The organism is uncultured Tateyamaria sp., from assembly GCF_947503385.1.
Classification (GTDB): Bacteria; Pseudomonadota; Alphaproteobacteria; order Rhodobacterales; family Rhodobacteraceae; genus Tateyamaria.
This window is the reverse complement of the sequence record NZ_CANNDO010000002.1, coordinates 332,213-357,662: the sequence shown is the minus strand read 5'-3', so window position 1 is coordinate 357,662 and position 25,450 is coordinate 332,213. Positions and strand designations below refer to the sequence as shown.

The following is a 25,450-nucleotide window of genomic DNA, read 5'->3' as shown; positions in this document are numbered from 1 at the left end:
GTAACCATGAAGGGGATAGCTTTGCGCTCCTGATACGCGGCATGAGCAAAAGGGGCAAGCATGGGGCTGGTCACACGGTTCCAGCACGGAATCGCGCAGCAGCGCGGTCATCTCTTTGGATGGTTGCCGGTGGGCATGGCCGTCGGGATTGCCGTCTTTTTCGGATTGCGATTCGAGCCGTCCGGTATCCTGATCGTGGCCGTTGCCTGTTGCGGCATCGCCGCCTTTGCGCTGATGCGGCGGGTGGGTGAGACACTTGGGCCGTTTGCGATTTTGCTGGCGATCATCGCCTTTGGATTCTGCGTCGCTGCGTTTCGCACGCATAGCCTTGCCGGGCCAGTGATCGACTGGCGCTACTATGGCCCCGTCGAGGGGCGCATCGTGGGCATGGACCGTAGCGGATCGGACGCGGTGCGGCTAACGCTGGATCACGTCAAACTGGACCGGGTCGCCCCGGACAGAACACCGTTGCGGGTGCGCATTTCGCTGCATGGTGACCCGGACTTGGGCGTGGCTCCGACACCCGGTTTACGCGTGATGACCACCGCCCATCTCAGTCCGCCGGGCGGGCCGGTGGAACCGGGCGGCTTTGATTTTCAACGTCATGCATGGTTCGCGCAACTGGGTGCTGTGGGCTATACCCGTGTGCCCCTCATGGCGGCCAGCGCGGCAGAGTTCGACTTGCGTCAGGTTGTCTTTGGTCTCCGCATGGACATTTCACATGCGGTGCGCGCGCATCTGCCGGGTGATGTGGGCGGCTTTGCTGCGGCGGTCACAACTGGCGACCGCAGCGGCATCAGTCAGGACGCGTTGGAAGATTTGCGGGCCGCAAACACGGCGCATCTGCTGGCCATTTCGGGGCTCCATATGGGGTTGTTGTCGGGCTTTGTCTTTGGCCTCTTACGCCTGATTTTTGCGCTGATCCCGCCGATTGCGCTGCGCTTGCCCGCGCGCAAGATGGCGGCGGGTGGTGCGCTTGTTGCCGCCACGGGATACCTTGCACTGTCCGGCGGCAACGTGGCCACGGAACGCGCCTTTGTCATGGTCGCTGTGGCGCTCTGTGCCATTCTCGTCGACCGGCGGGCAATTTCTTTGCGCGGCGTGGCCATTGCCGCGCTCATCATCCTCACATGGCAGCCAGAGGCATTGCTGGGGCCGGGGTTCCAGATGTCCTTTGCGGCGACCACGGCCCTTGTTGCTGTGTTCGGCTGGCTGCGGGACAAGCCGTGGCTGCGCGGGCGGGGCTGGGTGCAAGCGTTCTTTGGTCTCGTGATTTCTTCGGCCGTGGCAGGATTGGCAACCGCACCGATCGGTGCCGCGCATTTCAACGCGATGGCACAATACGGGCTGTTGGCCAATCTCGCGTCGGTGCCGCTGATGGGGACCATCGTTGTGCCGGGGTCCGTGCTGGCGGCACTGCTGGCACCGTTCGGGGCCGAGGCGCTTGGGCTGTGGGTCATGGGCCTTGGGCTGCAATGGATTCTGTGGGTTGCGGACTGGGTCGCGGGCCTTGGCGGCGCGCAGCGGTTTGTGGCAGGGCCGCAGGCTGCGGTGCTGCCGGTGATGGCGCTGGGGGCCTTGTTCGTGATCCTGTGGCAGGGGCGCGGGCGGTTTGCCGGACTTGCCGCGATCATCGCCGCCCTCGCGCTGTGGCAAGTCGATACGCGGCCAGACATTCTGGTGTCGGACACGGGCACGCTCGTTGGCGTGCGCACGCAGGATGGCCGCGCGCTCAGCCGGGGCAAAGGGGCGGGGTTCGTTGCCCGCAACTGGTTGGAGAATGACGGCGATGGTGCGGATCAAGAGGCTGCTTTTGCCCGCTGGGATGGCAGCGTGATGCCGGTGACGCATATTCACGGCAAACGGGCGATCGGGACGTTTTCGGGCTGTGCGCCGGGCGCGTTAGTGGTGGCCAGTGATGTCTTGCCGTCCACCGCGCCGTGCCTTGTCCTCGACCCGGATGTATTGCGCGCGACAGGAGCGGTGGCGCTCTACGGGACGCGATCCGGTGCGCGGATCGTGACGGCGCGGGACCGGGCCGGGGATCGCCTATGGTCCAGTTGGAGCGATATGGATGTGCCCACGCTGACATGGCGAACGGCCACGGACAAACTGGCCCTGCAAAACGAAAAAGGCAGGCCCTGAGGCCTGCCCGAATTGCGCCGTAGCGCCCCGTCAGTAGGTGCGGATCAATCCGACAAGACGGCCCTGAACCTTGACCTGACCCACCGGGAACACCCGCGTTTCGTAGGCCGGATTGGCCGCCTCCAGCGCAATGGTGTCGCCGCGGCGCATGTAGCGTTTCAGCGTGGCTTCGTGATCTTCGACCAGCGCCACAACGATATCACCATTGTCTGCTTGCGAGGTCTCGCGGATCACGACAACGTCGCCATCGTTGATCCCAGCTTCGATCATCGAGTCGCCCTTGACCTCGAGCGCATAGTGATCGCCCTGACCAGAGAGCATCTGGCCCGGCACGGCCACGGAATGCGACACTTCGGAAATGGCCGAGATCGGCACACCTGCCGCGATGCGGCCCATCACCGGCAGTTCGACCGCATGGGCGGCCTCAACCGGCTGCGCCGCAGCAGGCGGCGGGACGTCGGGCCGGTCGCCGTCGATCACGCGGGGGGTAAATCCGCCCTTCTTGGCCATGCTGTCGGGCAGCTTGACCACCTCAATGGCGCGGGCGCGATGCGCCAGACGGCGGATAAAGCCGCGCTCCTCCAGTGCAGTGATCAGCCGGTGAATCCCCGACTTGGACCGAAGGTCCAGCGCCTCTTTCATCTCGTCAAAGCTGGGAGGTACACCGTCGCGCTGCACACGCTTGTGGATGAACTCCAGCAGATCCAGCTGCTTTTTCGTCAACATGCCCGGTCCTCCATGGCCAAAACCGTCATTTGACGGCCGTATTTTAGCTTTGTTCTACGGACGTTCCCGTTTTGTGTCAACTGTTGTCAAGGAGGATGACATCGACGACCTCGCCCGTGGCGCGGGCCGGGTCATGTGGGGGGCGCACGATCAGGGCGTTGGCGCAGGCCAGAACGCTAAGCAGGGAACTGTCCTGCGCGCCTGCGTCCGCGACGCTGTCGCCCTGCACGATGGCGCGCATATAATGGGCCCGCGGGCCGTTGGCCCCAAGCGGTGCGGAGAGCGTCCGCCGGACCTGCGGGGCAGGGGTTGCGGGCAGCCCCATCATCGCGCGCAGCATCGGGGCCAAAAACACTGTGCCGCACACCATGGCTGAGACTGGATTGCCGGGCAGGCCTACCATGGGCGTGCCGTTCAGCCGTCCTGCCATCAACGGTTTTCCCGGGCGCATCGCCACTTTGTAAAAGCTCTGATCCATGCCCATTTCGGCAGAGACACCCGCCACCAGGTCATGATCCCCAACGGAGGCGCCGCCAATGGTTACCACAAGGTCAGCGCCACGGGCCAAGCCCAGCACGGTGCGCAACGATGCTACGTTGTCGCGGGCGATGGGCAGAATGCGAGCCTCCGCGCCAAGGGCGTCGAGCTTCGCCGCGAGACCAAAGGTGTTGGAGGCCATGATCTGATCCGGCGCGGGGTCTTCGCCCGGCATCACCAATTCGTCCCCGGTGGAGATCAGGGCAACGACGGGCCGTTTCGCCACCGGCACCCGCGCGACATTCATCGAGGCGAGCAGGGCGACATCACCGGGGTACAGGCGGCGTGGGGCGGACATGTCCGTGCCTTCGAAAAAGTCGATACCGGCAGGACGGATGTTGCTTTTGGTGTCACTGTCGTCCGTGATGGTGATCAGGTCGCCCGTACGGGTCACGTTTTCCTGTATCACAACACGGTCCGCGCCCGCAGGCACCGGTGCGCCGGTAAATATGCGCACGGTTTGGCCCGCGCCCAGCGTACCGTCCCAGCCGTGACCTGCGGCAGCTTCGCCGACAACCTTGAACTGCGCGTGCAGGTCCGCTTCGACGGATTTGAGCGCGTAGCCATCCATGGACGAGGCATCAAAGGGCGGTTGCGTCCGTGTGGCAAAGACATCCTGCGCCAACACCCGCCCGGCGGCTGCACGCAGGTCCACGGTTTCAACCGGCAACGGGTCCGCAAGGGCAAAGAGGTGATCGAGGGCCTCGGCGACGGAGATCATGGCAATGTCGCCTCAAGTCGTTTTGCTTCCCATTCGGCGAATGTTGCACCCGTCGACTGTTCGACCCACGCCGTTCTGCCATTGGTTGATCGCCCATTTATCACAGCACCTGCCGCGCTGGGGCTGCTGAACGCGTAGTTCTGGGTAAATATGGCGCGCGGACCTTCGGGTGCCAGCACGCCGCTTTGCAACAGCTCTGCATGAAGGTTGAAATAGTGGGACTTGGTGTCGACGCTACCAGCCCATTCTGCGCGTGCATAACTGCCCTTCTGGACGACTATCTCTCCGTTTTCGAGAACTGCAAACGCTTCGATGTGATGCTTGGGGGTGCGCAATACAAATGTCGGCAGTGTTTGCACATTCGTTTCCGCAACAGGTTTCTCGGCGCGGGTCTTGTCCAAAAACATGTCCACGCGGATTGCAGGCAAGACTATGCCCAGAAAGCCAAGAAAGCTCTCCATATTTGCAAGGGCGGCCTCGGTCAGGCTGGGTCGGGCCGGCAACGTGCTGTTGTCCAGGGGAACGTGGCCGATGGACTTGGCAATCTCTACCAGGCGCGCTTCGAGGTATTTGACATGCGCTTTGTGCAACTGATCATCCGTGGTGGAGACAAGAATGGCCACATCCCACCAATCCTTGCCGGCCACATGTGCCTGAAGGCGCTGGCGCATGTTCTCGGCCTCACCAATATAGGCAAGCGGCGCGCCGCCACTGTCGCCAAGAAGAATGTAGACACCTGTGTGCCCTGCCTCATGCCGCGCAAGCCCTTCGGAGATCTGTGTTCGCGGTATGCGCAGAACGTGACCCGTCCAATTGAAGACTTGCGCCGTCAGAAGACCGTCAGGCCGTCCATCAACAAAGAAAAGCTCCAGAGATCGCGCGTTCGGGGTCATTCCGCCTCATAGCGCCCCGATTTGCCGCCATCCTTGAGCACAACGCGCAGGCCGCCGATTTCCATCGCGCGGTCGACGGCCTTGGCCATGTCATAGACCGTCAGCGCTGCGGTGGAGGCGGCGGTGAGCGCTTCCATCTCGACACCTGTCTGGCCGGTGGTTTTGACCGTGGCGGTAATGCGCAGGCCGGGCAGGGACGCGTCGGGTTCAAGGTCAATGGCAACCTTGGAAATGGGCAGGGGGTGGCACAGGGGAATGAGGTCTGCGGTCCGCTTGGCGCCCATGATGCCAGCAAGACGCGCGACGCCGATCACGTCGCCCTTTTTGGCCCGGCCTTGCGTGATCAGGTCAAAGGTGTCCTGCGCCATGGTGATATGCGCCTGCGCAACCGCAACGCGGTCGGTGATGTCCTTGTCGGACACGTCAACCATATGCGCAGCCCCTGTATCGTCGAAATGGGTGAGCGGCATTACATCCCCCCGCCAGATGTCAGTGGGTTGGCGAGTAGCGTGCGGGTCGCACCCGCCACATCGTCCTGACGCATCAGGCTCTCGCCAATCAAAAAGCAGCGCGCGCCATACATGGCCATGTCGGCCAGTTCCTGCGGCGTGTTCAACCCGCTTTCCGTGACAATGGTGCGGTTGACGGGCACCCGCTTGGACAATGTGCGCGTGACGTCAAGGGACGTCTCGAACGTGCGCAGATCGCGGTTGTTGATGCCGATCAATGGGCTGGCGAGGGCGCTGGCGCGCTCCAGTTCTTCGGCGTCGTGCACTTCGATGAGCGTGTCCATGCCCCAATCGGTCGCCGCCGCTTCAAGCTCGGCGGCTTGGGCGTCACTCACTGAGGCCATGATGATCAGGATGCAATCGGCGCCAAGAGCGCGCGCCTCGGCCACCTGATAGGTGTCGTACATAAAGTCCTTGCGCAACACCGGCAGATCGCAGGCTGCGCGGGCATCTACGAGGAATTGCTTGTCCCCCTGAAAGCTGGGTGTGTCGGTGAGAACGGACAGGCAGGTCGCGCCACCGGCGGTATAGGCTTCGGCGAGGGCTGGTGGGTCAAAGTCCGCGCGGATCAACCCTTTGGATGGGCTCGCCTTTTTGATCTCGGCAATCAACCCGTACCCTTCGCGGCTGGCCTTTTGCAGCGCGTCGGCAAAGGGGCGCACGGGTGGGGCATTGCGTGCCTCCGCCTCGACCGCGTCAAGCGGCATGGCCTCCTTGTCGGCGGCAATCTCTTCGAGCTTGTAGGCCTTGATCTTGTCGAGGATCGTTTCGGTCATGGTGCGCTCTTGTCTGATTTCGGGAGTGAGGGGGCTGTCAGCGGCTATGCCGCAAACCCGTCAGCGCATCAAGGATGCGCGTCCGGGCCCCCTCACACTCCCCGGGATGTTTTCGGGAAAGAGACGGGCCTAGCCCGCGCTCTGCGTGATGTCTGCAACGGCCTTGATCTTGGCGCTGGCGGCACCGCTGTCAATGGCAGCGGCGGCTTGTTCTGCCCCGTCCCTGAGGTCGGAGGCGGCGCCCGCAACGTGCAGCGCCGCCGCAGCGTTCAAAAGCACGGCGTCGCGGTAAGCCCCGTGTTGTCCATCCAGCAGCGCCCGGAAGGCGGTCGCGTTCTCTTCGGGTGTGCCGCCGAGGATGGCTTCGAACGGGTGGACGGGCAGGCCTGCATCTTCCGGGTGGATTTCCCGGTCAGTGACGGTGCCATTGTCGAGCGCCGCAACCCACGAGACACCGGTGATCGTCAATTCGTCCGTACCATCGGAGCCGTGGACAAGCCATGCCGCCTCCGATCCCAACTGGCCCAGAGTTTCGGCCATGGGGCGGATCAGGTCGCGGGCAAATGCCCCGGTCAATTGCCGTGTCACGCCCGCAGGATTGGTGAGCGGCCCGAGGATGTTAAAGATTGTGCGCGTGCCAAGTTCGGCCCGGGTGGGCATGACGTGGGCGATGGCCGGGTGGTGCATCGGGGCCATCATAAAGCCGATCCCGGCTTCGTTCAGGCAGCGTTCCACCACTTCCGGTCCGACCATGACGTTCAGGCCCATCTGGGTCAGCGCGTCCGCCGCGCCGGATTTGGAGCTGAGATTGCGATTGCCGTGCTTGGCCACGGTCACGCCCGCGCCTGCAACCACAAAGGCGGTCGCGGTGGAGATGTTCAGCGTGCCCTTGCCGTCACCGCCCGTGCCCACGATGTCCATGGCACCAGCGGGCGCGCGGACCGGCTTGCATTTGGCGCGCATCACGGCGGCGGCGGCGGCATATTCATCAACCGTCTCGCCGCGGGTGCGCAGGGCCATCAGCAGGCCGCCGATTTGCGAGGGCGTTGCGTCCCCCTCAAACAAAATTTCAAACGCGGCTTCGGCCTGCGTGCGCGTCAGCGGGCCGTTGGCCGCCGCATCAATCAGCGGCTTCAGCGCATCGCTCATGCCGACACCGGCGCAAGATCGAGGAAATTTTGCAGCATCGCGTGCCCATGTTCGGAACGGATGCTTTCGGGGTGGAACTGCACGCCGTGAATGGGCAATTCCTTGTGCGCCAGCCCCATGATGGTGCCGTCTTCCAACGCTGCCGTGATTTCGAGGCACTCCGGCAGGCTCGCACGCTCAACGGTGAGCGAATGATACCGCGTTGCCTGAAAGGGCGAAGGCAGGCCCTTGAACACGCTCTTGCCGTCGTGATGCATGGTCCCCAGCTTGCCGTGCACGATGTCGTCGGCGCGCACCACCTTGCCGCCAAAGCACTGGCCGATGGTTTGGTGGCCAAGGCACACTCCCATCAACGGTGTGCGGGTTTCCGCCGCCGCTGCCGTCAGCGCCAGACAAATGCCCGCCTGATCGGGATCGCAGGGTCCGGGGGACAAAAGGATCGCATCCGGGCGCATCCCCATGGCCTCTTGCACGTCAAGCGCATCGTTGCGGCGCACGACAACGTCGGCGCCTTGCTCGCCCAGATAATGGACGAGATTGTAGGTGAAACTGTCATAGTTATCGATCAAAAGCAGCATGGTCGTCTTCGGTGTTCTCAAGGGCCGCGCGGGGGCTTATAGTCGCGCCAACATGTTCAGGCTTGGCCGGTGCCGTCAAGGGCAGCGGTCGGGTCCGGGCAGGGCAGATGCGCCACACCGCAAAGCGGGGGCGCACGGGGACAGCAGGCGGAGTAACGAGCGATGGCACGAGGATTTTTGGGCGGCCTTGTCGTGGGCGGTGTGGTGAGTGTGCTGGGGGCTGGCGTTGCGTCGGTTCTCAGCGATCCGCCGCAGGCACCGCGCGCCGGTGCGGACAGCCCTGTGGCCACCGCAGCACCGACACCCGGAGATGCCGCTGATGCTACGGCTGTGACGGATGCCGATCTGGCGATTGACGGGACGGCTCCACAGGTGACCAGCCCGGACGCTGACGACGTGGCCGCCGCAGAGGCGGCAGGCTCCGACACCGCGCCCGTGCCGGAGGCCGGGGCCGCAGATGATCTGACCGATCCCGCAGCCGCCGCAGACAGCGCCGCCGTGGCTGTGGACAGTGAGGCACCGGTGCTGCCCAGCCCGCAGGGCGCCCTTGTTGCGGCCCCTGACACCGGGGCAGAGCTGTCCATTTCGACCGACCCGGCGCAGCCGCCCGCACCGGATGTGCCCGATATCGAAACCGCCTTTGCCCCCGAAGCGGACGACGCGCCCGAAACGCCCGCCGCCGAAGCGCCCGCGCCCGACACGGCCAGTGTCACCCGGCCCGACGCACCGGACACGGCGCAACCCCCCGAAAGCCCGGCCTCGCCCGAGGCGCCAGCCGCGGCCCAGCCCGAGGTCGACGTGACCGAGGCGCCCGAAACGCCGGAGGCGGACGCGACCCAAGACACAACAGAAGATGCCGGGCGCCCGACAATCGGGCGGCCCGCGACTTCACTGGTGGACCGGACAGACACACCTGCCGAAGCCGAAGAGGTGCCGGTGGATGTAGTCGGACCCCCGATCGAACAATTTGCCGCAGCGTTCGAAAACCCCGAAGACAAACCGGTTATGTCGATTGTTCTGATGGACACCGGCACTGACCTGACAGGTGGTCCCGTGGGTCTTGCCGCTCTCAAAAGCTTTCCCTACCCACTGACCTTTGCCGTGGACGCGCAATTGCCGGATGCGGCGGAACGTGCGGCGGAATTCCGGTCGCAAGGGTTCGAGGTCATGGCGCTGCTGGATTTGCCCGCAGGTGCAACGGGCAGCGATACCGAAGTGAACCTGTCGGCGGCCATCGCCGCCGTGCCGCAAGCGGTTGCCGTCATGGAAGGCGTGGGCACCGGCCTTCAGGAAAGCCGCGAAGCCTCCGATCAGGTGGCCGAATACGTCTTGGCCAGCGGTCACGGTCTGGTGCTGCAATCCAAGGGGCTGAACACGGCGCAAAAGCTGGCGGTGCGGGCGGGCGTGCCTGCGGGCCTGATCTTTCGCGACTTTGACAGCGCCGGGCAGACGCCCACCGTGATCCGCCGGTTTCTGGATCAAGCGGCGTTTCGCGCAGATCAGGAAGGCGGCGTGATCATGGTGGGCCGGCTGCGGCCCGACACGATTTCGGCGCTGCTGCTTTGGGGATTGCAGGACCGCGCGCAGCGTGTTGCCCTTGCGCCGGTGTCTCATGTGTTGAAAACGCTGGCGGCGGCAGAGGCGGCGCAGTAGGTGCACCAAATCAAGCGGTCGTCAGATGATTTCGTCTTCGTCAAACATCGGATCGGCTTCGAGCTGTGCGGTCAGCGCTTCGACCGTGTCCACATCCGCCTGCGGGCTTAACGTGGCGAGGTGAAACACCGCGTCGCCTTCGTTCACCACTGGCAGCACCGCGCGTCCGATCAGGATGCCGGGGCCGGGCGCCCGCAACTCGGTCTCGGCGGCACCTGCGGGGTCCGCCACGGCGGCCAGCACATCGCCTTCTGCCACCAGATCGCCCTCGGCCCGAAAGGTCCGCAAGAGCCCGCCAGAGGGCGCGCGCAACCAACTGGAACTGCGGCAGACCAGCGATGGGGTGCGGGCCCGTGCAATGCCTTTGGCAGGCACCATGTTCTGCGCGCGCATGACCCGCAGGATGCCCGCGACACCCGCCCGCACGGCAAATTCGTCGAACCGCAGACCTTCGCCCGCCTCATAGAGCAGCACGGGCGTGCCGCGTGCCGCTGCTTCGCCACGTAACGATCCGTCCCGCAGGGGGGATGTCAGGATCACAGGCGCACCGAAATCGCGCGCCATTCTGGCGGTGATCGCGTCGCCCGGCGTCACCCGGATCTGCGGCAGGTTGGTCCGGTGGACCGCAGCCGAATGCAGGTCGATGCCAAAATCGCAGGGCAACACAACCTCGTTCAAAAAGATATGCGCCAGCCGCGCCCCAAGAGAGCCAGCGGTCGAGCCGGGAAAACAGCGGTTCAGGTCCCGCCTGTCCGGCAGGTAGCGCGAGTGGGCCAAAAACCCGTAGGCATTCACGATGGGCACAACCAGCAACGTGCCGCGCAGACTGTTCAATTGCGGCGACCGCAAAAGACGCCGCACGATCTCGACGCCAATCACCTCGTCCCCGTGTACCGCGGCGCTGACAAACATCGTGGGTCCGGGGCGCTTGCCATGGATCACCTCCACATGCAGATCGACCTGTGTGTGATCCGGCATGGCCGACACCGGCAAGGCCACCGAGGCTTTTGTCCCGGGCACAACAGACTGCCCGCCTATGACAAATGGGTCACGCGCCATGGCCTGATCTCAATGCGCGGCGCGTCCCCGTCTCTGTCCTGAAAAAATCCCCCCCGGAGGGCCGATCCGTCACATGGTGCCGCAACCGCAAGGAGGCGCTCACCGGTTGCCACCCGAAAACCGGGCCGCATCCGCCGCCGCGCGCCGGATTGCACCGGATTTGTGCACGGTCTCCATGTATTCCGCCTCGGGGTCACTGTCATAGACGACACCGCCCCCGGCCTGAATATAGAGCTTTTGGTCCTGCACCACCGCCGTGCGCAGCGCGATGCACATGTCCATGTCGCCGCCCGCGCTGAAATAGCCCACGCCGCCGCCATACACCCCCCGCTTTTCCGGCTCCAACTCGTCAATGATCTCCATCGCGCGCACCTTGGGCGCGCCGGACACCGTGCCTGCGGGCATCCCGGCAAAGAACGCGTCAAGCGCGTCTTTGTCTTCGTGCAATTCACCCACCACGTTCGACACGATGTGCATCACGTGGGAATAGCGTTCGACGATGAATTCCTCTGTGGGGCGGACTGTTCCGATCTTGGCCACGCGGCCCACATCATTGCGGCCCAGATCCAGTAGCATCAGGTGCTCGGCCAGCTCCTTTTTGTCGGCTAGCAGGTCCGCTTCCAGCGCGCGATCCTCCTCCGGCGTCGCTCCGCGTGGCCGCGTACCCGCGATAGGGCGGATTGTCACCTCGCGGCCAAAGACGCGCACGAGGATCTCCGGGCTGGCTCCGACCACCTGAAAGCCGCCGAAATTGAAATAGAACATAAACGGCGACGGGTTTGTGCGCCGCAAACTGCGGTAGAGTGCAAAGGGCGGCTCGCGGAATTCCTGTGTCCAGCGCTGCGCTGGCACCACCTGAAAGATATCGCCCGCGACGATGTACTCGCGGGCCTTTTCCACGGCAGCCTTGTAGGCCTCTTTGGTAAAGTTCGACACCGGTTCTGATGGCTCGGACGCGTCACCCAGATCGCGCGTTTCCATCGGCATTGCGCGTTCCAGATCCCGCACGGCATCCATCACACGTTCGGCAGCCTGTGCATAAGCCGCGCGCGCGGATTGGCCGTCGCTGACCCATGCCGGAGACACGACCGTGACCTCGCCTTTGACCCCGTCCAACACCGCCACAACCGATGGGCGTAGCATCAGCGCATCCGGCAGGCCCAGCGGATCGGGGTTCACATCCGGCAGATGTTCCACATGGCGCACCATGTCATATCCCAGATAGCCAAAAAGGCCTGCGGCGGCCTGTGGCAAGTCGTCGGGCAGGTCGATCCGGCTTTCCGCGATGAGACTGCGCAGCGTGTCGAGCGGATTGCCCGCAACGGCGGTGAAGTTGTCCGGGTCAAAGCGGGCTGAGCGGTTGATGTGCGCCGTCTCGCCATCGCAGCGCCAGATCAGGTCGGGCTTCATACCGACGATGGAATAGCGTCCGCGCACTTCGCCCCCGGTCACGGATTCCAGTACAAAGGCGTCCTTTTGTGCGCCCGTCAGCTTGAGCATCAGGGACACGGGCGTGTCGAGATCGGCGGCCAGCCGCGTATAGACAACTTGGTTCCGCCCCGCATCGTAAGCCTTTGCGAAGGCGTCATATTCGGGGATCATGGCCATAGCTTAGGGGAAGTTCACATGCACGGCGTCCAGCGCCTGTTGATTGATCTGCGGGCCTGCGCGCAGAACGACATCTTCGCCGAAGATATTAAAGATTTCGCCAGCCACGATCTGCCCGATCTCCTCGTTCAGCCGGGCCACTTCGACCTGTGCTTCTTCGTTGTTCTCGATTGGGTTGATGGCGTCCAGCCGGACGATGATCAGCGCTCCAAAGGCGGACAATGTGCGCACCTCGCCGGGTTCCATATCGAACACTTCGGACATGAAGGCGGGCGGGGTGCCTTGGACAAAGGCGCCGCGGTCCAGTTCCGTCTCGACGATGCTGTCGAGCCCTTGGGCGGCAAAGCTTTCGCCTGCTTCCAGCGCGGGGATGACCGTCTCTGCCTGTTGTGTCAGCGCAGCCTCCGTCAGCCCGGCCTCATAGTTGCCCTGCACGTTCAGCTTGGCCTCATCAAAGGGAAGAGGCCGCCGCGGCAGCACCTCGTCCAGACGCAGTGCCACGATGCCGCCATCGTCCAGTTGCACGATTTCGGGAAAGTCGTCTTCGGTCAGTGCGCGGGCGGCATCGGTAAACCCGTTATAGGCCGCGATACCTTCGCCATTGCTGGACCACCAGTCGATCGTGTCCACGCGCATCTCGGTGTCTGTGCCCAGCTCTTCGATTGTGGCACCGCCGACAAGCATGTTGTCGTATTCTTCGGCCAGCACCGCGATCTGGCGGCGGGCCGCATCGCTGGCAAGCTCTTCCTGAATGAAATCGCGCGCGTCCTCGAACGTGGTGGTCTGGGCGGGCAGAACCGCGTTGACGCGGAACAGGGCCGGGCCAAGGTCAGAGGCGAGGGGGCCAACCACATCGCCGACATTGGCGTTGAACACAGCTTCGCCCGCCGCATCCAGTTCCAACCGATTCACATCGCCCATATCCACGTCATCCAGCGTCAGGCCGCGCGCTTCGACCAGCGCTTCGAATGTCGTGCCGTCAACCTCAAGCTGGGCCGCCGCGCGCTCTGCTTCGGCTTCGTCCAGATAAACCAGCCGCTCGACCAGCCGCCGCTCGGGGCGCACGTATTGGTCGATGCGGGCGTCATATTCGGCGCGCAACTGGTCTTCGGGAATGTCCACGGTGTCGAGAACATGTTCGGGCAGCAGCACCGCATAGGTGATGCGCTTGGCCTCGGGCAATTGGAAATCGTCGATATTTTCTTCGTAATAGGCGCGCAGCGTGGCGTCGTCCGGCTCCGGGATTGGTTCCGCCAGATCGGTCAGATCAAGCCGGACCCATGTGAAATCGCGGGTCTCACCAAGGAAGGACACGATGGTTTTGGCATAGGTGTCGGGCATGGTCACGCCGGACATCACAGCACCTTGCAGCAAGGTGCGCGCGACTTCCTCGCGCAGCTGCGTCTCAAACTGCGCCTCGCTGGTGCCGTTGTTTTGCAGGGCAAACGCGTAGGCTTCGCGGTCAAACGACCCGTCGAGACCCCGGAAAGACGGAATGTTCAGGATTTCGTCGCGGATCACTTCGTCGCCCACGCTTAGACCCATCACGTCGGCCTCGTGATCCAGCGCGCGGGCGCGCACCAGACGGGCCAGAACGGCCTGATCAAGGCCGATGGACTGCGCGCGGGCAAATGTCAGCGGCTCGCCGGTTTCGGCGCTGACCGCCTGAATTTCCTGTTGCAGGGTACGGGCATAGGTCTGGACGTCGATATGTTTGTCACCCACCTGACCGATGGTGCGGATGTTGCCGCTGAGGTTGGTGGCCCCGAACCCGCCGAGGGCGATGATCAAAAGGCCCAGCAGAATCCACACAGCGGTTTGCGACAGTTTGTTCGAGCCTTTGGCCATGATCCGCCTCGTGATCGTTTGATTTCAAAGGTGTCTATCGGCGGGACGGGGGCTGGGCAAGAGCAGGTGGTGTCAGAACCGCACCGCTGACAGTCTTTTGTACATCTCGTCGATCCCGTCTGCGTCCAGATTGGCAAAGGCGATGCGCAATTGCTGTGCGCCTTCGGGGGAACCGTCGGGCCAGAACATGGTGCCGGGCAGGCACAACAGGCCCGCCTGTTGCACCAGTTGCGGCGCAATCTCGGCTGCGCTGGCCGCGAAAGGATGCCGCATATAGGCAAAGTATGCACCCAGCCCCATCAGCGCCCAGCCCTGATCCGCCAGCACGCGAAACCCGTCCGCGATGGCGCGCCGCCGGGCGAGGATTTCGTCCCGCTCCCCCGCGACCCACTGACCCAGATTGTCGAGGCCCCAGAGCGCTGCGTATTGTCCGATTTGGCCGGGGCAGATGGCGACCGTATCGAGAAACTTTTCCACTTCGGCCAGTCGGGCGGCGGACGTGACCAAGGCGCCGACGCGGTGGCCGGTCAGACGGTAGGCCTTGGAGAATGAATAGAGGTGAATGAAAGTGTCGTCCCAATCATCGCGCTGGAACAGGTCGTGGGGCGGACCGGACCGGCTGTCGAAATCGCGGTAGGTTTCATCAACGATCAGCGCCAGACCGTGCGCCCGCGCCAGATCAAAAAAGGCTGATACGACGCCCGCCGGGTATTCGACGCCCGCAGGGTTGTTGGGCGTGACCAAGGTGATGGCGCGGGTGCGCGGCGTGATCAACGCTGCGGCAGTGGCCGGGTCGGGCACCATGTCCGGGCCAGCGGGGCAGGGGACGGCTGTGACACCTGCCATGTCCAGCCACATTTTGTGATTGAAATACCATGGTGTCGGCAGGATCACCTCGTCGCCCTCGTCACACAGGCTGGCGATGGCCGCGGCAAAGGCCTGATTGCAGCCCGAAGTAATGGCGACGTTGTCGGCTGTGGTCGTCGCGCCATAGTGCCGGTTGATTTGCTGGCTGAGGGCCGCGCGCAGGGCTGGCATACCGAGGACAGGGCCATAAAGGTGCAGATCGTCGCGCGTCAGCGCCGCATCGGCCATGGCCTGTCGCAATGCAGGTGGGGGCGGATCGACCGGCGCGGCCTGACTGACATTGATGAGCGGGCGGTCATCGGGAAAGGTGACGCCCTCGATCCAGCGGCGCGCCTCCATCACGGGAGGCGGGAAGGTGGCGGAGGTGCGGGTTGCAGGCATCTCGTCGTGCTCTTTGCTGGCGGAGGGAGCCTCCGGCGGGGATTTTTGGGGGACAGAGACGGGGACGTGTGGCGCCAAGGTTTCGAAGGTCAGTCCGTGCCGCGATAGGGTTCGACGTATTGCAGGGCCATGTCCCATGGGAAAAAGATCCACGTGTCCTGACTGACGCCCGTGATGAACGTGTCCACCTGCGGCTCGCCCGAGGGTTTGGCGTAGACGGTGGCGAAATGGGCGTTTGGGTATAGGCTGCGCACCAGTTCCAACGTCTTGCCGCTGTCCACGAGGTCGTCGACGATCAGAATCCCGGTGCCGTCGCCCATCATTTCTGCGTCGGGGGATTTGAGCACTTCGGCCTCGCGCCGCTGGTCGGCCTTGCCGCCGCCCGAGTGGTAGGATTTGACGCTGATCGTATCCACGGTGCGAATGTCCAGCTCGCGCGCCACGATCATGGCGGGCGCCATGCCGCCCCGGGTGATCGCCACAACGGCGCGCCACGCGCCATCGTCGGGACCTTGCCCGTCGAGCCGCCACGCCAATGCGCGGCTGTCGCGGTGCATCTGGTCCCAACTGACGTGGAACCCTTTTTCGTGGGGGAGGCGGTCTGCCATGGTCTATTTCTCCAGAATCAGGCGCAGGCCAAGCGCGCCCAGAAGCGTCGCGGCAATGCGGTCAAGAACGGGTTTGAGGTTGATATAGCCGCGACGTAAACCCGGCGTGCTGAGTGCCAGCGCGAGGCCCGTATAAAAGATCAACTCTAGCGCCCAGTGATTGGCGACAATAACCGCGATATCTGCCGCCGCGAGCCCTTGTGGAAAGACCACGACGATCACAGCAGCGGCAAAAAGCATCGACTTGGGATTGCCGAAATTCAGCAGCATCCCCGACAGCACTGCCCGGCCCCGAGGCGCGGGGGCATCGCCCAACGGCGCGCGCGCGTGCCGCCATGTCTGCACCGCGATCCAGATCAGGTAGAGCGCGCCGCCGATCTTCAGCGCGGTATAGGTCCAGGGAAAGAGGGTAAAGACCGCTTCGAGCCCCAGCAGTGCCGCAAGCGTCCAAAGCGCTGCCGCCGTGCCAAGACCGAACCCCGTCGCGATGCCCGCACCGCGGCCGCCGGTTACCGTGGCCTTGGTGATAAAGAGCATCGCGGCCCCGGGCGACACGAGCGCCGCCAGCAAAACAGTGTTGAACGCCAACAGCTCTGCCAGTGTGAGGCTCATCGCTTAGCCCTTTTCGATATCGGGGGCGTCGACCGCCTTCATTCCCACCACGTGATAGCCCGCGTCCACGTGCAGGTTTTCGCCCGTTGTCCCCGAACCAAGATCGCTGAGCAGGAACAGGGCCGATTTGCCCACGTCGTCGATGGTCACGTTGCGGCGCAGGGGCGAGTTGTATTCGTTCCACTTCATAATGTACCGGAAATCGCCGATGCCGGAGGCGGCCAGCGTCTTGATGGGTCCCGCACTGATGGCGTTGACGCGGATGTTGTCTTTGCCCAGATCCTCTGCGAGGTATTTTACCGACGCCTCCAGGGCGGCCTTGGCCACACCCATCACATTGTAATGTGGCATCACCTGTTCGGCCCCGTAATAGGTGAGCGTGACGGCGCTGCCGCCGTCCTTCATCAACTTTTCCGCACGCTGCATGACAGCGGTGAAAGAATAGACCGAGATGTCCATGGTCATGGTGAAATTGTCGCGGCTGGTGTCGACGTAGCGCCCGCGCAATTCGTTCTTGTCGGAAAAGCCGATGGCATGGACGATGAAATCAAGACTGCCCCAACGCTCTTTCAGATCGGCAAAGAGTGCGTCGATAGATGCGCCATCGCTTACGTCGCAGGGCAGTACGATATCGCTGCCCAATTGTCCCGCCAGCGGGTCGACCCGCTTTTTCAGTGCTTCGCCCTGATAGGAAAAGGCCAGCTCCGCCCCGGCACCATGCAAAGCGCGCGCAATCCCCCACGCGATCGACTTGTCATTGGCGAGCCCCATGATCAGGCCTCTTTTGCCGGCCATTAAACCTGTCGTCATTGTACTGCCCCCAAAAGCATTATGGCGCTCAGCTTTAGGCCAAGCGTCGCATTGCATCAAGAGACGCCAACGCGTTGAACTGCGCGGACGGCTACACTAGCTGATCAGGGTAGAGTACAAAGGACAAGCGATGGCAGAGCGCAGCGGCATTTTCGAGGGCGATGACCCGATTGCGATCATCCAGCGCTGGATGAAGGAGGCCGAAGCGTCCGAAACCAATGACGCAAACGCCATTGCGCTGTCGACGGTGGACGCGGATGGGCTGCCCAATGCGCGCATGGTCCTGCTCAAGGAGATCGAGCCGGACGCGTTTGTGTTCTACACAAACTACGAAAGCGCCAAGGCCGGGGAATTGGACAGCGCGGGTAAGGCCGCATTTGTGTTGCACTGGAAATCACTGCGTCGTCAGGTAAGGGTGCGCGGGCTGGTCAGTAAAGAAGACGGGCCGCAGGCGGATGCCTATTACAAGTCCCGGTCGCTGCAATCGCGTCTGGGCGCGTGGGCGTCGCAACAAAGCCGCCCATTGGCCAGCCGCACGGCCCTGATGGCAGAGGTGGCACGGGTCACTGCCCGCCACGGCACCGACCCTGACCGCCCACCATTCTGGGGTGGATACCGGATCGCGCCGCTTGAAATCGAGCTGTGGGCCGACGGTGCGTTCCGCCTGCATGATCGGTTCCGCTGGGAGCGGAAAAACACCGCTGATGCGTGGCAAGTGACACGGCTCAACCCCTGAATTTCACGTCACGTGAAATGCATTATGTTGATTTTTAACGATTTTTACTGCTTGAAAAGGGTCCGCAAAATAGCGCAAGTCTTGGGTGCGACAAAACACAACTCAACGAAAGTCACGTCGTGCAAAATGAAAATGAAGAAGCGGACCTCGTAGCTGGGTCCGTCAAATGGTTCGACCCCGTTAAAGGTTTTGGATTCGTCGTGGCCGATACTGGTGGCCCCGATATCCTTTTGCACGTGAACGTCTTGCGGAATTTTGGTCAATCATCTGTTGCGGATGGCGCGCGGGTAAATATCCGCGTCCAATCGACCGAACGCGGCGTGCAGGCTGTCGAAGTCCTACAGATCGTCCCGCCGTTGCAGGATACGGTATCTACGCTTTCCGATATTGCCGAACTGGACCCTGACACCGTCGCGCAATCACCGCTTGAGCCCGGTCGCGTCAAATGGTTCGATAAGGGCAAGGGGTTCGGCTTTGCCAATGTGTTCGGCCGCGCCGAAGATGTGTTTCTGCATGTCGAAGTGCTGCGCCGGTCGGGTCTGTCGGACCTGCAACCCGGCGAAGCGCTGGCGATGCGGGTGATTGATGGCAAGCGCGGCCGCATGGCATCCGAGGTTTTGGCCTGGGAGGCGGCACTTCCGCGCGACGACGAGGAGTAGACCGCGTGCGCGCAGCACTGGCCCTTATCATCTGGATGGTGAGCGCCGTCGCATCTGCGGCGGCCTGTGTCGAAGACACGGTTTGGATTCGCGGCGCATTTGGCGAAGCCCGATTTGCGGTCGAACTGGCCGACGATCCGCAGGAACGCGCCATGGGTCTGATGCATCGCCCGTCGATGCCGATGTCGGCGGGGATGCTGTTCATCTACCCCGCACCGCAGCGTCTGTCGTTCTGGATGCGCAATACGCTGATTGAACTCGACATGCTGTTCGTGGATGCAACCGGCGTCGTGCGGAACATCCACCATCGGGCACAGCCGCTGGACGAAACTCCGATCGAGGGCGGGCAGGGCCTTACCCACGTTCTTGAGATCAATGGCGGGCTGGCGCGACAGCTGGGTCTGGAGGTGGGCGACCAGTTGCGCCACCCCAGTTTTCGACAAGCCCGCGCCGCATGGCCCTGCTAGGCCTTTTCAATCCTGAAAAGCATGTCTATGAGAGGCGCACGGTCGGAGCGTGGCGCAGCCTGGTAGCGCACCTGTTTTGGGTACAGGGGGTCGGAGGTTCGAATCCTCTCGCTCCGACCAGTTTCAACGATTGGCAACAGTGCCCCCGGTCGCGGCGAGCAATTCGTCCATCAGACCGTCCAGCGACCGCTGTTTGAAGTAGATGCGGCGCGGGTTGCCCGATTTCTGGATCACTTCGGCAAAATAGCTCAGTTCGACCACAAAGGCGTCTGCCGCGTCGCGGGCCGTTTCCTTTTGCACCACCAAAGTGGGTGCCACGAGGGCGCCGTCATATTGCAGCACCAGAAACGCGGCCACATCCGGGGGCGGTGGGATGCGGCACTGCACAACCGCACGCGAGATTTGCCGAAGCTCATCCCCGGGTGAGTCGCACGAAGACCGGAATGCCGCGTCCAGCGGCTGCGGCTCTTCGGCAAAAACAGCACGGCGCACGGGCAGGTCTTGGTCATCTGTCACGACCGTCTCTACATATTGTGGTGCGCAGGCCGTCACTGCGACCAGCAAAAGGGGCAGAATTGGTCGCATCTCGTGCCTTTCGGGTTGGGTATCTGGAGACCATCACATTTTCCGCAGCGCGGCAAAACCTTTCTCGTGTAACGGGTGCCGCTTGTGGATAACTTCACCCAAAGCGTCCACAGGCGGGGTTAAGCCTGCCGCGTAAAACGGAATTTTCCGCGCCGGTGAAAGGACGGAATAGGTCTTTGCACAAAACGGTTGCGCACGGTGAATCAGACGTGAAGTGGCAACGCAAAACCGGCTCACTCCGTCAAGAAAATATCGTCAAAAAAAGTTTAAATTTCTCGTTGACGGCAGGGGGCTGGATACGTCACCTTGTGCAAGCCAAGCAGCACACCACAACATTTAGTGGCCAACACTAAGGGTGAGGCGGCAGGCGCAGGGACAGGTTTGGTACGCCTCAGGATATGATCCATCGCGGACTGACACGCAGCAAACAGCGGTCAGACGTCGGTATCTGTCGCCCCAAGCGTCGGCGAGAACAGGGCACTCCGCAACGTCGGGGAAGCTCAGGAATGAACATGCTGGATACGAGGCAGCGCGATGAAAATTGAAAGACAATTCACCACGGCAGGTCAGGACGCATATGCGGCGTTGGATTTTGTGACCACGGCGTCCGAAATCCGCAATCCGGACGGCACCATTGTGTTCCGCCTCGACGATGTCGAAGTGCCCACAACCTGGAGCCAGGTCGCCAGTGATGTCATCGCGCAGAAATACTTTCGCAAGGCAGGCGTACCGTCATCGGTAGACAAGGTCGAAGAAGACGGCGTGCCGGAATTCCTGTGGCGGTCGGTGCCAGCCGAGGGCGCGGAGATGGGCGGTGAGACGTCCTCCAAGCAGGTGTTTGACCGTCTCGCAGGTGCATGGTGCTATTGGGGCTGGAAGGGCGGATACTTTTCCACCGAAGAAGACGCGCAAGCCTATTACGACGAAATGCGGTTCATGCTGGCCACGCAACGCGCCGCACCGAACTCGCCCCAGTGGTTCAACACGGGCCTGCACTGGGCTTACGGCATCGACGGACCCGCGCAAGGTCACATGTATGTCGATCCCTTCACCGGCAAGCTGACCAAATCCAAATCCGCATACGAGCATCCGCAGCCCCACGCCTGCTTTATCCAGTCCGTGTCAGACGATCTGGTGAACGAAGGTGGCATCATGGACCTCTGGGTGCGCGAGGCACGTCTGTTCAAATACGGCTCCGGCACAGGCACCAACTTCTCTCACCTGCGCGGTGAAGGCGAAAAGCTGTCGGGCGGCGGCAAGTCTTCGGGCCTCATGGGCTTTCTGAAGATTGGTGACCGGGCCGCGGGCGCGATCAAATCGGGCGGGACAACCCGTCGAGCAGCCAAGATGGTGATCGTCGATGCCGATCACCCTGACATTCAGGACTTTATCAACTGGAAGGTGCTCGAAGAGCAAAAAGTGGCGTCCATCGTCGCGGGCTCCAAGATGCACGAGCAAAAGCTGAACGCCATCTTTGAGGCGATCGGTACGTGGGACGGTGCTGTCGAAGACGCCTACGATCCCAAGAAAAACAATGCTTTGAAGGACGCAGTCAAAGCGGCCAAGAAAGTTGCGATCCCCGAGACATATATCAAGCGCGTGCTCGATTATGCCCGTCAGGGTCACACCAGCATTGAGTTTCCCACGTATGACACCGATTGGGACAGCGAGGCGTACAACTCCGTCTCCGGCCAAAACTCCAACAACTCGATCCGCGTCACCAACGCCTTCCTGACAGCCGTTGAAAAGGACGCCGACTGGGAACTGATCAGCCGCGTTGACGGTTCGGTCACCAAAGTGGTCAAGGCGCGCGAACTGTGGGAGCAGGTGGGCCACGCCGCATGGGCCTGTGCCGATCCGGGCATTCAGTACCATGACACGGTCAACGACTGGCACACATGCCCCGAAGACGGTGAAATCCGCGGCTCAAACCCGTGTTCCGAGTACATGTTCCTCGATGATACGGCCTGTAACCTCGCGTCGATGAACCTGCTGACCTTTCTTAAGGACGGCCAGTTTCAGGTAGAGGAATATATGCACGCGGCCCGCCTGTGGACCGTGACGCTGGAAATCTCCGTTATGATGGCGCAATTCCCGTCCAAGGAAATCGCCCAGCGGTCCTATGAGTTCCGCACGCTGGGTCTGGGCTATGCCAACATCGGCGGTCTGCTGATGAACATGGGCCACGGCTATGACAGCGACGAAGGTCGCGCGCTGTGCGGTGCGCTGACGGCGATCATGACCGGCGTGTCTTACGCAACATCCGCCGAAATGGCGGGCGAGTTGGGGCCGTTCCCCGGCTACAAGAAAAACGCCGACCACATGCTGCGGGTGATGCGCAACCACCGCACGGCCGCTTATGGCGCCACTGAAGGCTATGAAAAGCTGGCGGTAAAGCCGGTTGCTCTGGACCACGCGAACTGCCCCGATCCGCAACTGATCGACATGGCCATGGCGGTCTGGGACGAGGCGCTGAAACTGGGTGAGGCCAACGGGTATCGCAACGCGCAATCCACCGTGATCGCGCCCACCGGCACCATCGGTCTGGTCATGGACTGCGACACCACCGGGATCGAGCCCGACTTTGCACTGGTGAAGTTCAAGAAGCTGGCCGGTGGCGGGTATTTCAAGATCATCAACCGGTCGGTGCCTGCGGCGCTGGAAAACCTTGGCTACGGCTCGGCCCAGATCGAGGAAATCGTCAGCTACGCGGTGGGCCACGGCTCTATCGGGAACGCTCCGGCGATCAACCACACCACGCTGGCCGGTCACGGCTTTGGCGCAAACGAATTGGCCAAGGTGGACGCTGCACTGGAAAGCGCGTTCGACATCCGGTTCGTGTTCAACCAGTGGACGCTGGGCGAAGAGTTCTGCACAGGCGTGCTGGGCATCCCGGCGGACAAGTTGAACGACCCGACCTTTGATTTGCTGAAATCGCTGGGGTTCTCCAAAGCCGACATTGATGCTGCAAATGACCACGTCTGTGGCACCATGACGCTGGAAGGCGCCCCGCACCTGCGCGAAGAGCACTACCACATCTTTGACTGCGCCAACCCGTGCGGCAAGAAAGGCAAGCGTTTCCTGAGCGTTGACAGCCACATCACCATGATGGCCGCGGCACAATCCTTCATCTCGGGCGCAATCTCCAAGACGATCAACATGCCCAACGATGCGACGATCGAGGATTGCCAACGCGCCTATGAATTGTCGTGGTCGCTGGGGGTGAAGGCCAACGCGCTTTACCGTGACGGCTCGAAACTGTCGCAGCCTCTGGCCGCGGCACTGGTCGAGGATGACGACGAGGCCGCCGAAGTGCTGGAAAGCGGGTCGGTGACCGAAAAGGCCGCCGTGCTGGCCGAGAAGGTGGTCGAAAAGATCATCGTCAAGGAGATCGTCAAATCGCACCGCGAAAAGATGCCTCAGCGCCGCAAAGGGTACACCCAGAAAGCCATCGTAGGCGGCCACAAGGTCTATCTGCGGACAGGTGAGTACGAAGACGGCAACCTGGGCGAAATCTTCATCGACATGCACAAGGAAGGCGCAGGCTTCCGGGCGATGATGAACAACTTTGCCATCGCCGTGTCCGTGGGTTTGCAATACGGCGTGCCGCTCGAAGAGTTCGTGGACGCCTTCACCTTCACCAAGTTCGAACCGGCAGGCATGGTTCAGGGCAACGACAGCATCAAGAACGCTACGTCGATCCTCGACTACGTGTTCCGCGAATTGGCTGTGTCCTACCTCGACCGCACGGATCTTGCGCATGTGAAACCCGAAGGGGCCACGTTTGACGACATTGGTCGCGGCGAAGAGGAAGGCGTGAGCAACGTCTCTGAAATTTCCGAGACCGCGGCGTCGAAGTCGCTGGAGGTGCTGAAACAGATCAGTTCGACCGGCTACCTGCGCAAGCGACTGCCGCAGGACCTTGTTGTGCTGCAAGGTGGCATGGCCGAGGCAGCAATCGACGCCGAAGCCGCGTTGCAAACGCTGGTGCCCGAAGTGGCGGTCAACGCTGGCATGTCTGTGTCATCCACCACTGTGACAGCGGCGACCACGACGCTGGACGCGCGCACCAAGGCCAAGATGCAGGGCTACGAAGGCGAGGCCTGTGGCGAATGCGGCAACTACACGCTGGTGCGCAACGGCACCTGCATGAAGTGCAACACATGCGGCGGCACCTCCGGGTGTAGCTGAGCAAGAGTTACGCGTCCCGGGGATGGGGCGCGAGGGGGCCGGGCCGGTTTGGCCGGTCAGGCTCCCGACGAGACGGGTGGGGCGGTACGTTACGTCCCCCCACCTTTTCCGGGGCGGATGCGTTCGCTCCTGACGACGTACAGGCCGCAGGCAGAAAAGTACCGGGCGGTTAACATATTGAGCCTGTACGGCGAAACTACACGGGGGGCTTCGGCCCCCCGTTTTTTCTTGTGCGCAGACCAAGAGGATGGACGGGCGTTGTCCGGCGAGAACGACGCGTATAGCGGGTCATTCGGGACGGGCGCATAGGGGGACGCAGGCCCAGACACCTGGCTGGTCATTCCGCGTCGAGGGTCAGCCGTAGTTTGGCGCGGGCGCGGGCGAGGCGCGACATCACCGTGCCCAGCGGCAAACCGGTTGCCATCGCCAGCGCACGCGGGGAGGTTTCGCCCGCTGCCACCAATTCCATTAATTGACGCTGGGGCGTGGGCAGGGTGGCCACCGCCGCCAGCGTATCGGCACAATCAAGTCGCATATGGGCATCCGGCAGGATCAGCGCGTCGTCCTCTTCCAGTTCCTGCGTCGGTGTCTGTCGCCAGCCGCGCTGCGCGCGATTGCCCAGCGTGCGCATAGCATAGGCCGGAAGGTCGTCTATGCGCGCCTGTTCGTGCAGCCGTTGGCACAGGCTCAGTAATGTATCCTGCACCAGATCTTCGGCTTCGGCGCGGCTGCGCGCCAATTTGCGTGCGCGGCGGGTGAGGGCGGGGATCAGCGGCACAAGGCGGCTGGCATCTGTGTGGTGTGTGGGTGTGCTCATGCATCAAAGGATGGGGGCGCGGGACGCCTGTGACCACCCCGGGGGTTTTCGCCGATCGGCGTTTTGACCCCTTTTTGGGCAGTCCCTTGCCCATCGCCATACCCGATATCGGCAGGCGCTCGCGCGGTGCTGGTCTGTTGCCCAGACGCAGGGACGGGACAGGGCATCTGGCGCTCATACAGGGGGAAGGCACCCACTCACGGACCTTCGCAGTGAAACCTCTAAGGGAGTTCCCTATGACCAAATTTGCATCTCTGACTGTTCTGGCTGTCCTGGCCGCCCCTCTGGCAATGGCTCAGAGCGCAGCAGAGCTCGACACCAACGGAGACGGCGTCCTGACCATCGACGAGGTTCAGGCCAGCTTTCCGGACGTGACGTCTGACGCCTTCACCGCGATGGATCTGAACGCGGATGGCGCACTGGACGCAAACGAAGTGGCCGCCGCCCAAGAGGCAGGTCTGATGCCGCCGACTGACGGCTAACCCTGGTCACCCAGGCTTTCCGAGCGGTGTCAT

At 62.7% G+C, this 25,450-nt stretch carries 23 protein-coding genes and 1 tRNA gene; 8 read left to right on the top strand and 16 right to left on the bottom strand.

Translation table 11 applies throughout. The features are described 5' to 3' along the window. Positions 1–60: 60 nt before the first annotated feature. Entirely contained in the window at positions 61–2,145 is a 2,085-nt protein-coding gene (locus Q1A85_RS07690) for a ComEC/Rec2 family competence protein (RefSeq protein ID WP_299686994.1), read from the top strand. Between the two features lie 30 nt (positions 2,146–2,175). Here the strand turns inward: Q1A85_RS07690 and lexA are convergent, their stop codons facing one another. From lexA to Q1A85_RS07655, 7 genes are all read right to left on the bottom strand, one after another. Next, entirely contained in the window at positions 2,176–2,871 is a 696-nt protein-coding gene (lexA, locus tag Q1A85_RS07685) for a transcriptional repressor LexA (RefSeq protein ID WP_299686992.1), read from the bottom strand. A 76-nt stretch (positions 2,872–2,947) separates the two neighbouring features. Further along, positions 2,948–4,129 carry a gephyrin-like molybdotransferase Glp gene (gene glp, locus Q1A85_RS07680; RefSeq protein ID WP_299686990.1) on the bottom strand — a complete coding sequence of 394 codons (1,182 nt, stop codon included), beginning with the start codon at positions 4,127–4,129 and terminating at the stop codon, positions 2,948–2,950. After that, positions 4,126–5,022: a GIY-YIG nuclease family protein gene (locus Q1A85_RS07675; protein ID WP_299686988.1), complete on the bottom strand. Its 897-nt coding sequence runs from the start codon at positions 5,020–5,022 to the stop codon at positions 4,126–4,128. Before Q1A85_RS07675 ends, glp begins: the two co-directional genes overlap by 4 nt. Then, entirely contained in the window at positions 5,019–5,492 is a 474-nt protein-coding gene (gene moaC, locus Q1A85_RS07670; protein WP_299686985.1) for a cyclic pyranopterin monophosphate synthase MoaC, read from the bottom strand. The genes Q1A85_RS07675 and moaC overlap by 4 nt, the downstream gene beginning before the upstream one ends. Next, positions 5,492–6,307: an indole-3-glycerol phosphate synthase TrpC gene (gene trpC, locus Q1A85_RS07665; protein ID WP_299686983.1), complete on the bottom strand. Its 816-nt coding sequence runs from the start codon at positions 6,305–6,307 to the stop codon at positions 5,492–5,494. Before trpC ends, moaC begins: the two co-directional genes overlap by 1 nt. A 129-nt stretch (positions 6,308–6,436) precedes the next feature. Next, on the bottom strand, positions 6,437–7,456 hold the full coding sequence (gene trpD / locus Q1A85_RS07660; RefSeq protein WP_299686981.1) for an anthranilate phosphoribosyltransferase: 1,020 nt from the start codon (positions 7,454–7,456) through the stop codon (positions 6,437–6,439). Continuing rightward, the gene (locus Q1A85_RS07655; protein WP_299686979.1) at positions 7,453–8,034 is read right to left on the bottom strand and encodes an aminodeoxychorismate/anthranilate synthase component II; all 582 of its coding nucleotides are present in this window, start codon (positions 8,032–8,034) and stop codon (positions 7,453–7,455) included. The genes trpD and Q1A85_RS07655 overlap by 4 nt, the downstream gene beginning before the upstream one ends. A gap of 162 nt (positions 8,035–8,196) precedes the next feature. Here Q1A85_RS07655 and Q1A85_RS07650 point away from each other — a divergent pair, with 162 nt between their 5' ends. After that, positions 8,197–9,687 carry a polysaccharide deacteylase family 2 protein gene (locus Q1A85_RS07650; RefSeq protein WP_299686977.1) on the top strand — a complete coding sequence of 497 codons (1,491 nt, stop codon included), beginning with the start codon at positions 8,197–8,199 and terminating at the stop codon, positions 9,685–9,687. A gap of 21 nt (positions 9,688–9,708) precedes the next feature. Here the strand turns inward: Q1A85_RS07650 and Q1A85_RS07645 are convergent, their stop codons facing one another. The 7 genes from Q1A85_RS07645 to fabI all read right to left on the bottom strand — a co-directional run bounded on the left by Q1A85_RS07645 (position 9,709) and on the right by fabI (position 17,480). Continuing rightward, positions 9,709–10,746, bottom strand: a complete 1,038-nt coding sequence (locus Q1A85_RS07645; protein ID WP_299686975.1) for a succinylglutamate desuccinylase/aspartoacylase family protein — start codon at positions 10,744–10,746, stop codon at positions 9,709–9,711. 99 nt (positions 10,747–10,845) lie between these two features. Continuing rightward, on the bottom strand, positions 10,846–12,354 hold the full coding sequence (gene trpE, locus Q1A85_RS07640) for an anthranilate synthase component I (protein WP_299686973.1): 1,509 nt from the start codon (positions 12,352–12,354) through the stop codon (positions 10,846–10,848). Positions 12,355–12,357: 3 nt separating this feature from the next. Then, positions 12,358–14,202: a peptidylprolyl isomerase gene (locus tag Q1A85_RS07635; protein ID WP_299686971.1), complete on the bottom strand. Its 1,845-nt coding sequence runs from the start codon at positions 14,200–14,202 to the stop codon at positions 12,358–12,360. A 72-nt stretch (positions 14,203–14,274) separates the two neighbouring features. Then, the gene (locus Q1A85_RS07630) at positions 14,275–15,450 is read right to left on the bottom strand and encodes an aminotransferase (RefSeq protein ID WP_299686969.1); all 1,176 of its coding nucleotides are present in this window, start codon (positions 15,448–15,450) and stop codon (positions 14,275–14,277) included. Between the two features lie 89 nt (positions 15,451–15,539). Next, the gene (gene gpt, locus Q1A85_RS07625; RefSeq protein ID WP_299686967.1) at positions 15,540–16,058 is read right to left on the bottom strand and encodes a xanthine phosphoribosyltransferase; all 519 of its coding nucleotides are present in this window, start codon (positions 16,056–16,058) and stop codon (positions 15,540–15,542) included. A gap of 3 nt (positions 16,059–16,061) precedes the next feature. Continuing rightward, on the bottom strand, positions 16,062–16,670 hold the full coding sequence (locus tag Q1A85_RS07620; protein WP_299686966.1) for a LysE family transporter: 609 nt from the start codon (positions 16,668–16,670) through the stop codon (positions 16,062–16,064). 3 nt (positions 16,671–16,673) lie between these two features. Then, positions 16,674–17,480 carry an enoyl-ACP reductase FabI gene (fabI, locus tag Q1A85_RS07615; protein ID WP_299686965.1) on the bottom strand — a complete coding sequence of 269 codons (807 nt, stop codon included), beginning with the start codon at positions 17,478–17,480 and terminating at the stop codon, positions 16,674–16,676. A gap of 130 nt (positions 17,481–17,610) precedes the next feature. Here fabI and pdxH point away from each other — a divergent pair, with 130 nt between their 5' ends. From pdxH to Q1A85_RS07595, 4 genes are all read left to right on the top strand, one after another. Next, a complete protein-coding gene (gene pdxH, locus Q1A85_RS07610) occupies positions 17,611–18,216 on the top strand; it encodes a pyridoxamine 5'-phosphate oxidase (RefSeq protein WP_299686964.1) in 606 nt (201 codons plus the stop codon). Between the two features lie 119 nt (positions 18,217–18,335). Continuing rightward, complete coding sequence (locus Q1A85_RS07605) at positions 18,336–18,875, top strand: cold-shock protein (protein WP_299686963.1); 540 nt, start codon at positions 18,336–18,338, stop codon at positions 18,873–18,875. Positions 18,876–18,910: 35 nt separating this feature from the next. Beyond that, positions 18,911–19,342, top strand: a complete 432-nt coding sequence (locus Q1A85_RS07600; RefSeq protein ID WP_299688552.1) for a DUF192 domain-containing protein — start codon at positions 18,911–18,913, stop codon at positions 19,340–19,342. A 43-nt stretch (positions 19,343–19,385) separates the two neighbouring features. Further along, positions 19,386–19,462, top strand: a tRNA-Pro gene (locus Q1A85_RS07595). A gap of 3 nt (positions 19,463–19,465) precedes the next feature. Here the strand turns inward: Q1A85_RS07595 and Q1A85_RS07590 are convergent. Further along, positions 19,466–19,927: a hypothetical protein gene (locus Q1A85_RS07590; protein ID WP_299686962.1), complete on the bottom strand. Its 462-nt coding sequence runs from the start codon at positions 19,925–19,927 to the stop codon at positions 19,466–19,468. Between the two features lie 534 nt (positions 19,928–20,461). On the opposite strand from Q1A85_RS07590, the gene Q1A85_RS07585 reads away from it, so the two are divergent. Next, positions 20,462–24,118, top strand: coding sequence for a vitamin B12-dependent ribonucleotide reductase (locus Q1A85_RS07585; protein ID WP_299686960.1), 3,657 nt, complete (start codon positions 20,462–20,464; stop codon positions 24,116–24,118). A gap of 337 nt (positions 24,119–24,455) precedes the next feature. Here the strand turns inward: Q1A85_RS07585 and Q1A85_RS07580 are convergent, their stop codons facing one another. Next, positions 24,456–24,935 carry a sigma-70 family RNA polymerase sigma factor gene (locus tag Q1A85_RS07580; protein ID WP_299686958.1) on the bottom strand — a complete coding sequence of 160 codons (480 nt, stop codon included), beginning with the start codon at positions 24,933–24,935 and terminating at the stop codon, positions 24,456–24,458. Positions 24,936–25,171: 236 nt separating this feature from the next. Here Q1A85_RS07580 and Q1A85_RS07575 point away from each other — a divergent pair, with 236 nt between their 5' ends. Then, complete coding sequence (locus Q1A85_RS07575; RefSeq protein ID WP_299686956.1) at positions 25,172–25,417, top strand: hypothetical protein; 246 nt, start codon at positions 25,172–25,174, stop codon at positions 25,415–25,417. The last annotated feature ends 33 nt before the right edge of the window (positions 25,418–25,450 follow it).

Coding starts and splice junctions, on each gene's coding strand:
- Q1A85_RS07655 (WP_299686979.1), bottom strand. CDS start 8,034: ATGCTGCTTTTGATCGATAACTATGACAGTTTCACCTACAATCTCGTC.
- fabI (WP_299686965.1), bottom strand. CDS start 17,480: ATGACGACAGGTTTAATGGCCGGCAAAAGAGGCCTGATCATGGGGCTC.
- trpD (WP_299686981.1), bottom strand. CDS start 7,456: ATGAGCGATGCGCTGAAGCCGCTGATTGATGCGGCGGCCAACGGCCCG.
- Q1A85_RS07620 (WP_299686966.1), bottom strand. CDS start 16,670: ATGAGCCTCACACTGGCAGAGCTGTTGGCGTTCAACACTGTTTTGCTG.
- Q1A85_RS07645 (WP_299686975.1), bottom strand. CDS start 10,746: ATGGCGCGTGACCCATTTGTCATAGGCGGGCAGTCTGTTGTGCCCGGG.
- Q1A85_RS07590 (WP_299686962.1), bottom strand. CDS start 19,927: ATGCGACCAATTCTGCCCCTTTTGCTGGTCGCAGTGACGGCCTGCGCA.
- lexA (WP_299686992.1), bottom strand. CDS start 2,871: ATGTTGACGAAAAAGCAGCTGGATCTGCTGGAGTTCATCCACAAGCGT.
- Q1A85_RS07575 (WP_299686956.1), top strand. CDS start 25,172: ATGACCAAATTTGCATCTCTGACTGTTCTGGCTGTCCTGGCCGCCCCT.
- gpt (WP_299686967.1), bottom strand. CDS start 16,058: ATGGCAGACCGCCTCCCCCACGAAAAAGGGTTCCACGTCAGTTGGGAC.
- Q1A85_RS07580 (WP_299686958.1), bottom strand. CDS start 24,935: ATGAGCACACCCACACACCACACAGATGCCAGCCGCCTTGTGCCGCTG.
- glp (WP_299686990.1), bottom strand. CDS start 4,129: ATGATCTCCGTCGCCGAGGCCCTCGATCACCTCTTTGCCCTTGCGGAC.
- trpC (WP_299686983.1), bottom strand. CDS start 6,307: ATGACCGAAACGATCCTCGACAAGATCAAGGCCTACAAGCTCGAAGAG.
- pdxH (WP_299686964.1), top strand. CDS start 17,611: ATGGCAGAGCGCAGCGGCATTTTCGAGGGCGATGACCCGATTGCGATC.
- Q1A85_RS07675 (WP_299686988.1), bottom strand. CDS start 5,022: ATGACCCCGAACGCGCGATCTCTGGAGCTTTTCTTTGTTGATGGACGG.
- Q1A85_RS07600 (WP_299688552.1), top strand. CDS start 18,911: ATGGTGAGCGCCGTCGCATCTGCGGCGGCCTGTGTCGAAGACACGGTT.
- trpE (WP_299686973.1), bottom strand. CDS start 12,354: ATGGCCATGATCCCCGAATATGACGCCTTCGCAAAGGCTTACGATGCG.
- Q1A85_RS07635 (WP_299686971.1), bottom strand. CDS start 14,202: ATGGCCAAAGGCTCGAACAAACTGTCGCAAACCGCTGTGTGGATTCTG.
- Q1A85_RS07585 (WP_299686960.1), top strand. CDS start 20,462: ATGAAAATTGAAAGACAATTCACCACGGCAGGTCAGGACGCATATGCG.
- moaC (WP_299686985.1), bottom strand. CDS start 5,492: ATGCCGCTCACCCATTTCGACGATACAGGGGCTGCGCATATGGTTGAC.
- Q1A85_RS07650 (WP_299686977.1), top strand. CDS start 8,197: ATGGCACGAGGATTTTTGGGCGGCCTTGTCGTGGGCGGTGTGGTGAGT.
- Q1A85_RS07690 (WP_299686994.1), top strand. CDS start 61: ATGGGGCTGGTCACACGGTTCCAGCACGGAATCGCGCAGCAGCGCGGT.
- Q1A85_RS07630 (WP_299686969.1), bottom strand. CDS start 15,450: ATGCCTGCAACCCGCACCTCCGCCACCTTCCCGCCTCCCGTGATGGAG.